The sequence below is a fragment of the Cellulomonas sp. genome, assembly GCF_035634735.1.
Classification (GTDB): domain Bacteria; phylum Actinomycetota; class Actinomycetes; order Actinomycetales; family Cellulomonadaceae; genus Cellulomonas.
In genome coordinates this window covers 1-7546 of sequence record NZ_DASQCJ010000023.1, presented here as the reverse complement: position 1 = coordinate 7546, position 7546 = coordinate 1, and the positions used below count along the sequence as shown (strand labels likewise).

Annotated in this window: 7 protein-coding genes and 1 pseudogene; 4 read left to right on the top strand and 4 right to left on the bottom strand. The window is 73.8% G+C overall.

The features are described from left to right. On the bottom strand, positions 1-653 hold a 653-nt coding region (locus tag VER05_RS02175; RefSeq protein WP_324843760.1), incomplete at its 3' end, for an ABC transporter ATP-binding protein. A 150-nt stretch (positions 654-803) separates the two neighbouring features. Next, positions 804-2261: a sugar porter family MFS transporter gene (locus VER05_RS02170; RefSeq protein ID WP_324843759.1), complete on the bottom strand. Its 1458-nt coding sequence runs from the start codon at positions 2259-2261 to the stop codon at positions 804-806. Between the two features lie 263 nt (positions 2262-2524). On the opposite strand from VER05_RS02170, the gene VER05_RS02165 reads away from it, so the two are divergent. The 4 genes from VER05_RS02165 to VER05_RS02150 all read left to right on the top strand — a co-directional run bounded on the left by VER05_RS02165 (position 2525) and on the right by VER05_RS02150 (position 5698). Next, a complete protein-coding gene (locus VER05_RS02165) occupies positions 2525-3130 on the top strand; it encodes a hypothetical protein (RefSeq protein ID WP_147797069.1) in 606 nt (201 codons plus the stop codon). Positions 3131-3480: 350 nt separating this feature from the next. Beyond that, complete coding sequence (locus VER05_RS02160) at positions 3481-4101, top strand: DUF47 domain-containing protein (RefSeq protein ID WP_324843758.1); 621 nt, start codon at positions 3481-3483, stop codon at positions 4099-4101. A gap of 6 nt (positions 4102-4107) precedes the next feature. Then, complete coding sequence (locus tag VER05_RS02155) at positions 4108-5112, top strand: inorganic phosphate transporter (RefSeq protein ID WP_324843757.1); 1005 nt, start codon at positions 4108-4110, stop codon at positions 5110-5112. A gap of 97 nt (positions 5113-5209) precedes the next feature. After that, positions 5210-5698: a septum formation family protein gene (locus tag VER05_RS02150; RefSeq protein ID WP_324843756.1), complete on the top strand. Its 489-nt coding sequence runs from the start codon at positions 5210-5212 to the stop codon at positions 5696-5698. Between the two features lie 82 nt (positions 5699-5780). On the opposite strand, the gene VER05_RS02145 is transcribed toward VER05_RS02150, so the two are convergent. Together VER05_RS02145 and VER05_RS02140 are read right to left on the bottom strand one after the other, a co-directional pair. Further along, positions 5781-6767, bottom strand: a complete 987-nt coding sequence (locus tag VER05_RS02145; protein ID WP_324843755.1) for an NUDIX hydrolase — start codon at positions 6765-6767, stop codon at positions 5781-5783. Then, a pseudogene (locus VER05_RS02140) lies at positions 6764-7546 on the bottom strand (RNA degradosome polyphosphate kinase); the annotation flags it as partial. The gene VER05_RS02145 and the pseudogene VER05_RS02140, both read right to left, overlap by 4 nt.

Genomic DNA, 7546 nt, shown 5'->3' with positions numbered 1-7546 from the left:
CCCTCGCCGAGCACGTGCACCGTGTCGACGAGCCGGTCCACCAGCCGCAGGTCGTGCGAGACGACGAGCAGCCCGACGCCGGTCGCGGCGAGCGCGGCCACCTGGTCGGCGACCGCCTCGCGCAGCGCCGGGTCGAGGGCGGTGGCGGGCTCGTCGAGCACGAGGATCTCGGGCCGGGTGGCGAGCGCGTCGGCCAGCGCGAGGCGCTGCTTCTCGCCGCCGGACAGCGAGTGCAGCGTCCGGGAGAGGAACCGGGGCTCCAGGCCGACCCGGGCCAGCACGTCCTCCGGCTGCAGACCGGTCGCGCGGCCCGCCTTGCGGGAGTCGTTCAGCGTCGACTCGATCACCTTGGCCACCGAGGTGCGGCTGTCGACGCCGACCAGGCCCTCCTGGTGCACGGCCCGGACGGTGGAGCGGAACGCCTTGGTCTCCTTGCGGGACATCTTGGTGACCGGGCGGGCGCCGTACGTCGCGCGGCCCTGGGTCGGCTTGTGCCGGCCGAGCAGCACCTGCACGAGCGTCGACTTGCCGGCGCCGGAGCGGCCGATCAGGCCCACGGTCTCGCCCGGGGCCACCGAGAGGCTCGCGCCCTGCAGCACCGCGGCGCCGCCGTAGCCGGCCCAGACGTCGTGCGCGGCGAGCGCGGCGCTCATCGGGTCACCCCCGGCGCGGCGTCGGTCCGGTCGGCGTGGTCGTGCGGCGTTCCCACAGCGTGTCCCTTCGAGCGATGACGGCCGTCGTGAGAACGGCCGAGCCCCCCGCGAAGTTTCCGCGAGGGGCTCGGCCGCTGGCAAACGCGCGCGTCAGGCGCGCGCCTCGCGGCGGCGCGCCGGGGGCAGGTCCTCCATGTCCTCAAGCTCGACGCCCTTGGTCTCCGGGACCTTGCCGAGCACGAAGAAGAACGACAGGCCCGCGAAGATCGCGTACATGAGGTACGGCCCGGTGGCGCCGAACTGGTCGAGCAGCGGCGGGAACGTGACCGTGATGAGGAAGTTCGCGATCCACTGCGCGGCCGCGGCGACGCCCAGCGCGGCGGCGCGGATCCGGTTCGGGAACATCTCGCCCAGCAGCACCCAGACCAGCGGGCCCCAGGACGCCCCGAAGAACACGACGAACGCGTTCGCGGCGACGAGCGCGATCGGGCCCCACGGCGACGGCAGCGACACGTTGTCGCCCGACCCGGACGCCTGGGTGAACGCCAGCGCCATGACCGCGAGCGAGATCGTCATGCCCGCGGAGCCGGTGAGCAGGATCGGGCGGCGGCCGACCTTGTCGATGAGGGCGATCGCGATGAACGTCACGGCCACGTTGGTGACCGAGGTGATCGTGGAGACCAGGAACGACTGGCTCTCGTCGAAGCCGACCGCCTGCCACAGCGTGGTGGAGTAGTAGAAGATCACGTTGATGCCGACGAACTGCTGGAAGACCGACAGCAGGATGCCGACCCAGACCACCGGCAGCAGGCCGAACCGCGGGCCCCGCAGCGTCGCCTGCGACTCGAGGGCCTTGTCCTTCTCGATCGTCTTCTCGATCTGCGCGACGCGCTCGCGCGGGTCCTCGTCGGCCCCGAGCACGCCCTCGAGGACCGCGACCGCCTCGTCCCGCCGGCCCTGGGCGACCAGGTAGCGCGGGGACTCGGGGATGCGCAGGGCGAGGATGCCGTAGACCGCCGCGGGCACGACGGCGACCAGGAACATCCAGCGCCAGGCCTCCCAGCCCAGCCACAGCTCCTCCGCCGCGCCGCCCGCGGCCTCCGCCAGCAGCTGGTCGGAGAGCAGGGCGGCGAAGATGCCGAGCGTGATCGCGAGCTGCTGCAGCGAGCCGAGCCGGCCGCGCAGCGCCGCGGGGGCGATCTCGGCGATGTACGCCGGGGCGATCACCGACGCGATGCCGATGCCGACGCCGGCCATCACGCGCCAGATCACCAGGTCCCAGGCGCTGAACGCGATGGCGGACAGGATCGACGACACGAAGAACAGCACGGCGCCGAGCACCATCACCCGGGTGCGGCCCCACCGGTCGGCGAGCTTGCCGCCCGCCCAGGCACCCACGGCGCAGCCCAGCAGGGCGACCGCGACCACGAGGCCGGTCACCGTCGGGGCCAGCGAGAACTCCCCCTCGATCGCGTCGACCGCGCCGTTGATCACGGACGAGTCGAACCCGAACAGGAACCCGCCGACCGCGGCGGCGACCGCGAGGCCGATCGCCTTGTTGTGCGACGGGTGCCTCCCCGTCGAGGGTCGGGCACTGCCTTCGGCCATGACGCTTCTCCTTGCTCCGCTCGTCCTGCGAAGAGAACACCTGGGCCGGAGCACGTCGTCGGGCGCCGGTCGAGGCGTTCTCACCTTTCACCCGCGCGGCACATCCCGCACCCGGAAGGCGGGGCGGCGACGTGCGGCGGGAACCGTAACCCACCGGGCGGGCGGTCCGCGCGCCGGGGCGGGCCGGCCGCGACGCGTGCCCCGATCCGGCGGACAATCGACGGGTGACCTCCCACGACCGCCCGCGGTTCCGCCGCCCCGCCATGCTCGACCCGCGCGACGCCGACCAGCTGCCCGGCGACATGGACCCCGCGCTGCGGTCGCAGGTCGCGCACACCACGGCGGCGGCGATCGTGCACCGGGGCCGGGCGGAGGGCGAGGAGGACCCCGCGCTGGTCGAGCGCCTGGTCAGGCTGGTCGAGACCGAGGGGCTCGACGTCGTCGCGGCCCTGTGGTCGGACAGCCCGGCGACGACGCTGCCCGGCACCCTGTGGCGGCTGTACGTGCTGCGCGAGTGGGTGCGGCGGGACCCGGCGACGCTGGCCGACCGGTACCGCCTCGGGCTCGACGCGGCGCCGGTGCACCACGTCGTCGTCGGCGTGGTCAGCCCGCCCGGGCCCGAGGAGCTGCGCGTGCTGCTCGACGCCGTGCTGTCGGGCGTGTGGACCGGCGACCTGGCGGTGACCCTCGAGCGCGGAGCGGCGTTCTGCCGGGTGCTGGCGACCGGCGCGGCCTTCGACGCCGACCACCTGGACCTCACGGGCGACGACGCCTCGGCCCGGCTCACGCGGAGCGCGGGGTCGCTGGTCCGCACCGCGGAGGAGCTCGAGCAGGCGGCCCACCTGTGGCGGTCCGGCTCGCTGGAGTGAGGGCGGGCGGGCTTGTTCCCGCGGCGGCCGTGGCGATGCTCACCCGGCCCGCCCAGGACGTGGCCCGCGTCGGCGCGTAAACTCGAACCCGACGCCGGGCCGCGGTAGCCCCGGGCTCCAACTCAAGCCGCTCCGAGCGGCCTCGCGCCGAGAGGCGCTTCCCGGTCCGGCGTCCTCACCCTTCCCGCCCGGCCCCGCCGTGTGACCTCCGTCCCACGCGCGCGCCGGGCGGCCGTGCGTCAGGGTGGAGACGCTGTGCGTTCACCCTGGGTTCACTTGCGGGGTTGTGAGTTCACCCCGCGGCTGCCCTAGCCTGTGCCTGACCAAGCCCCTCTCCTGCGGAGCCTCTCGTGCGCCTGCGCCTCACCCCGCGCGACACCTCGTTCTTCGACCTCCTGGCCGCGTCGGCGGCGCACCTGGTCACCGGAGCCAACCTGCTGGCCGAGCTGCTGGGCGCGGACCGCGCGACCCGCAAGGCGCTCGCCAAGCAGATGAGCGAGGCCGAGCACCTCGCCGACGAGGCGACCCACTCGATCATGCGACGGCTGAACCAGACGTTCGTGACCCCGTTCGACCGGGACGACATCTACGGCCTGGCGTCCGCGCTGGACGACTGCATGGACTTCATGGAGGAGGCCGCCGACCTCATCGTCCTGTACAAGATCGACGAGCTGCCCCCGCGGGTCGCCGACCAGGTGCAGGTGCTGCAGCGCTCGGCCGAGCTGACCGCGGACGCGATGCCGCGGCTGCGGTCGATGGACAACCTCGCCGAGTACTGGGTCGAGGTCAACCGGCTCGAGAACCAGGCCGACAAGTCGCACCGCAAGCTGCTCGCGCAGATGTTCGACGAGATCACCGACCCGATCCTCCTCATGAAGCTCAAGGAGGTCGTCGAGAAGCTCGAGGACGCCGCCGACGCGTTCGAGAAGGTCGCGAACATGGTCGAGACCATCGCGCTCAAGGAGTCCTGAGCCCCGGTGGAACTCGCGCTCGTCGTGGTCGTGGTCGCCCTGGCCCTCGGCTTCGACTACACCAACGGCTTCCACGACGCGGCCAACGCGATCGCCACCTCGGTGTCGACGCGCGCGCTGACGCCGCGGGCCGCGCTGCTCATGGCCGCGGTCATGAACTTCACCGGCGCCCTGCTCGGCACCGAGGTCGCGGAGACGATCGCGACCTCGATCGTCGACCTGAGCGACGCCTCACCGCACCAGGCCCTCGTGGTCGTGCTGTGCGCGCTCGTCGGCGCGATCGTGTGGAACCTCATCACCTGGTGGCTCGGCCTGCCGTCCTCGTCGACGCACGCCCTGATCGGCGGCCTCGTGGGGGCCGGCCTCGCCGGCGGCCTGATGATCTACGGCTCCGCGATCGTCGACAAGGTCGTCCTGCCGATGGTCTTCTCGCCGCTCATCGGGTTCTTCCTGGCGTTCCTCGTGATGGTCGGCCTGCTGTGGCTGATCCGGAACGCGTCCCCGTCGCGGACCACCCGCCGGTTCCGCCTGGCGCAGACCGTCTCGGCCGCCGCGATGGCGCTGGGCCACGGCCTGCAGGACGCGCAGAAGACCATGGGCGTCATCTTCATGGCGCTGCTCACCGTCGGCTGGGCGGACCCGGACGCGGGCATCCCGCTGTGGGTCAAGCTCGCGGCGGCCACGGCGATCTCGCTCGGCACCTACTCCGGCGGCTGGCGCATCATGCGCACGCTGGGCCGGAAGATCATCGAGCTGGACCCGGCCCGCGGCTTCGTCGCGGAGTCGGTCTCCGCGGTGGTGCTCTACGTGAACGCGTTCGCGCTGCACGCCCCGGTGTCCACCACGCACACGATCACCTCGGCGATCATGGGCGTCGGCGCCACCAAGCGGCTGTCGGCGGTCCGCTGGGGCGTGGCGAAGAACATCGGCGTCGCCTGGGTGCTCACCATCCCGGCGGCCGCGGCGGTCGCGGCGCTCGTCTACTTCGCGCTGAGCCCCTTCCTCAACTGAGCGCGGCCCGGGCGGGGTCGGGGCGGCCGGGGCGTCCCGAACGTTCCCGAACGGGGACGAACTGGACATCGCCCCTGCCAGGCGTTTCACTCGTCCCATGACTGCGAAGAACCTGACCCTGCGCTGGATGTCTGCTGTGTCCCTGGCGGCCGGCGCCGCGCTCGCCCTGTCCGCCTGCGGCGCGGGCGACGGCCAGCGCGACGAGGCGTCCGGCGAGATCACCGAGGCGGCCGACGTGAACGTCTTCTCCCTCGAGGTCGGCGACTGCCTCAACGTGGCCGACGTGACCGAGACCCAGGTCGAGTCGCTGCCGACCGTCCCGTGCAGCGAGCCGCACGACGGCGAGGTCTACGCCGAGACCCGCCTGAAGGGCGACGAGTACCCGGCCGACATCGACACCCAGGCGGAGCAGTTCTGCTACGACGCCTTCGAGCCGTTCGTGGGCATGGCCTACGAGACCTCGACGATCGGCGCCGGCCCGCTGACCCCGAGCGAGGTCTCGTGGGCGGACGGCGACCGCGAGGTGCAGTGCATCCTCATGGTCCAAGAGCCTGTCACCGGGACGCTCGAGGGCGCCGCGGTCTGAGGCACCCCGCCCCCGCGCGGCACGACGGCGCGCCGCCCCTCGCGGGGTGGCGCGCCGTCGTCGTGCGGGGACCGGCCGGGCGTCAGCTGCCCAGCGGCGTGTGCAGCTCGACGTCCTCGACGCGCACCCGGTCCGGGGCGCCGCGGTCCGGCCGCACGACGTGGCAGACCAGGACCTGGCCCGGCCGCAGGTACGGGTTCTCGGCGGGCAGCCGGTCCCGCACCACCGCGGGCGCGTGCGCCCGCACCACGTCCAGCACCGTCGGCAGCACCGGCCGGTGCGTGCACAGCGCGAGGTCGGACCCGGTGCGCAGCACCGCGGCCACCGCCTCGGCGGTCTTCTCCGGCGAGTCGGCGTGCTCGGCCTCGGTGAGCGGCTCCCGGCGGTCCGGGGTGAGCCCGGCCGCCGTCGCGTACGGCTCGACGGTCGCGCAGCAGCGCAGCCACGGGCTCGTGACCACGTCGGCGACGCCGTACGCGGACAGCACCGGCACCAGGGCCCCGGCCTGCAGCCGGCCGACGTCGGTCAGCGGGCGCGTGCCCTCCTCGCCCTTCCAGGACGCCCGGCTCTTGGCGCGGCCGTGCCGGACGACGAGGACCGCGCGGGTGTCCAGCGTCCCCGCCCGGTGCGCGGTCACCAGGGCGTCCAGCGGGATGCGGTCGTCCTCCCGGGTCAGCCGCTTGCGCGCCACGTCCGCGTCCGCCCAGCGCACCGCGTCGATCTCGTCGCGCGAGGCGTGCGCCGCCGGCGGGCGGGCGTGCACCGCGGGGCGGTCCGGGCGCCCGGCGACCTGCGCCGCCCAGTAGTGCACCTGCTTCCGCCGGCCGTCGGCCAGCTTGTACTCCAGCCCGGGCAGGGGCCGGCCGAGCACGATCTCGAGACCGGCCTCCTCCTCCACCTCGCGGACGGCGGCGGTCGTCACGTGCTCGCCCGCCTCGAGCTTGCCCTTCGGCCAGGACCAGTCGCGGTACCGCGGGCGGTGCACCAGCACGACCTGCAGGCGACCCTGCCGGACCCGCCAGACGAGCGCGCCCGCCGCGCGGACGAGCGCGGTCGGCCCGGCGCTCACCGGCCGGAGCCCAGGCGGCGGCGCTGGCGGTAGATCAGCGTCGACTGCAGGTCGCGCAGCGGCCCGTCCGGCCCCTGCGAGTGGCGGGTCCAGGCGCCGTCCGGGCCGAGGTGCCAGGACGAGGTCTCGTCGGCCATCGACTCGTCCAGCAGCCCGACCAGCTCGGCCACCTGGTCGGGGTCCGAGAGCCGGACCAGGGCCTCCACGCGGCGGTCGAGGTTGCGGTGCATGAGGTCGGCCGACCCGATGTACACCTCGGGGCCGGGGAGCAGCGTCCCGCCCTCGCGGCCGATGTCGGCCACCTCCTCGGTCACGCCGGCGTCCGCCGCGAACGCGTACACCCGGGAGTGCTCCAGGAACCGGCCGAGGATCGACCGCACCCGCACCGTCTCGGACAGCCCCGGCACGCCCGGGCGCAGCGCGCAGATGCCGCGGACGCAGAGGTCGACCGGCACGCCCGCCTGGGATGCCCGGTACAGCGCGTCGATGGTCTCCTCGTCGACCATCGAGTTGACCTTGAGCTTGATCCAGGACGGCCGGCCCGCGCGCGCGGCCTCCGCCTCGCGGTCGATCCGCTCGATCAGCCCGGAGCGCACGGAGCGCGGGGCGACCAACAGCCGGTGGAACCGCGACTTCGGCGCGTAGCCCGAGAGCTGGTTGAACAGCCGCGTCAGGTCCTGGCCGACGTCCGGGTCGCACGTGATCAGGCCCAGGTCGGTGTAGATCCGCGCGGTCTTCGGGTTGTAGTTGCCGGTGCCGACGTGGCAGTACCGGCGCAG

Bases quoted from the DNA above. Each gene is read 5' to 3' on its own strand.
- VER05_RS02150 (WP_324843756.1), top strand. From the start codon at position 5,210: ATGACTGCGAAGAACCTGACCCTGCGCTGGATGTCTGCTGTGTCCCTG.
- VER05_RS02170 (WP_324843759.1), bottom strand. From the start codon at position 2,261: ATGGCCGAAGGCAGTGCCCGACCCTCGACGGGGAGGCACCCGTCGCAC.
- VER05_RS02165 (WP_147797069.1), top strand. From the start codon at position 2,525: ATGCTCGACCCGCGCGACGCCGACCAGCTGCCCGGCGACATGGACCCC.